1 rRNA gene is annotated in these 1,056 nt (G+C 56.2%); it reads right to left on the bottom strand.

Going from position 1 to position 1,056, the window contains the following annotated elements:
- A 23S ribosomal RNA gene (locus tag AB0H88_RS52545) occupies nucleotides 1-1,056 on the bottom strand; the annotation flags it as partial.

The following is a 1,056-nucleotide window of genomic DNA, read 5'->3' as shown; positions in this document are numbered from 1 at the left end:
AGTCTCCCACCTATCCTACACAAGACGTTCCAAACGCCAATGTCAAGCTGTAGTGAAGGTCCCGGGGTCTTTCCGTCCTGCTGCGCGTAACGAGCATCTTTACTCGTAGTGCAATTTCGCCGGGTCTGCGGTTGAGACAGCGGGGAAGTCGTTACGCCATTCGTGCAGGTCGGAACTTACCCGACAAGGAATTTCGCTACCTTAGGATGGTTATAGTTACCACCGCCGTTTACCGGCGCTTAAGTTCTCACCTTCGCCCAGCAAGCTGAGCTAAGCAGTCCCCTTAACGTTCCGGCACCGGGCAGGCGTCAGTCCGTATACATCGTCTTACGACTTCGCACGGACCTGTGTTTTTAGTAAACAGTCGCTTCCCCCTGGCCACTGCGACCCCCACCAGCTCACAGAGCTAGCCTGATCACCAGCAGAGGTCCCCCTTCTCCCGAAGTTACGGGGGCAATTTGCCGAGTTCCTTAACCGCAGTTCACCCGATCGCCTTAGTATTCTCTACCTGACCACCTGAGTCGGTTTAGGGTACGGGCCGCCACAACACTCACTAGAGGCTTTTCTCGGCAGCATAGGATCATCCACTTCACCACAATCGGCTCGGCATCACATCTCAGGATTAATGCGAGGCGGATTTACCTACCCCACTCCCTACATGCTTACCCCAGGACAACCATCGCCTGGGCTGGACTACCTTCCTGCGTCACCCCATCGCTTACCTACTACCCGATCGGATCGAGCGTTCAGCCTCACCCCTAGTCCCGAAGGACATCAGAGGACTTAAGGACTCTTAGCATCACGAGGTTCGATATGGGCGCATTGAAGCGGGTACGGGAATATCAACCCGTTGTCCATCGACTACGCCTGTCGGCCTCGCCTTAGGTCCCGACTTACCCTGGGCGGATTAGCCTGCCCCAGGAACCCTTGGTCATCCGGCGCGAGGGTTTCTCACCCTCGATTCGCTACTCATGCCTGCATTCTCACTCGTGTACACTCCACGGCTAGATCACTCTGCCGCTTCACCGCATACACGACGCTCCCCTACCCATCAAC

The organism is Nonomuraea sp. NPDC050680 (assembly GCF_040654555.1).
In the GTDB taxonomy this organism is placed as follows: domain Bacteria; phylum Actinomycetota; class Actinomycetes; order Streptosporangiales; family Streptosporangiaceae; genus Nonomuraea.
Note: the sequence above shows the minus strand (reverse complement) of the source record. Positions and strands in the feature narration are given on the sequence as shown.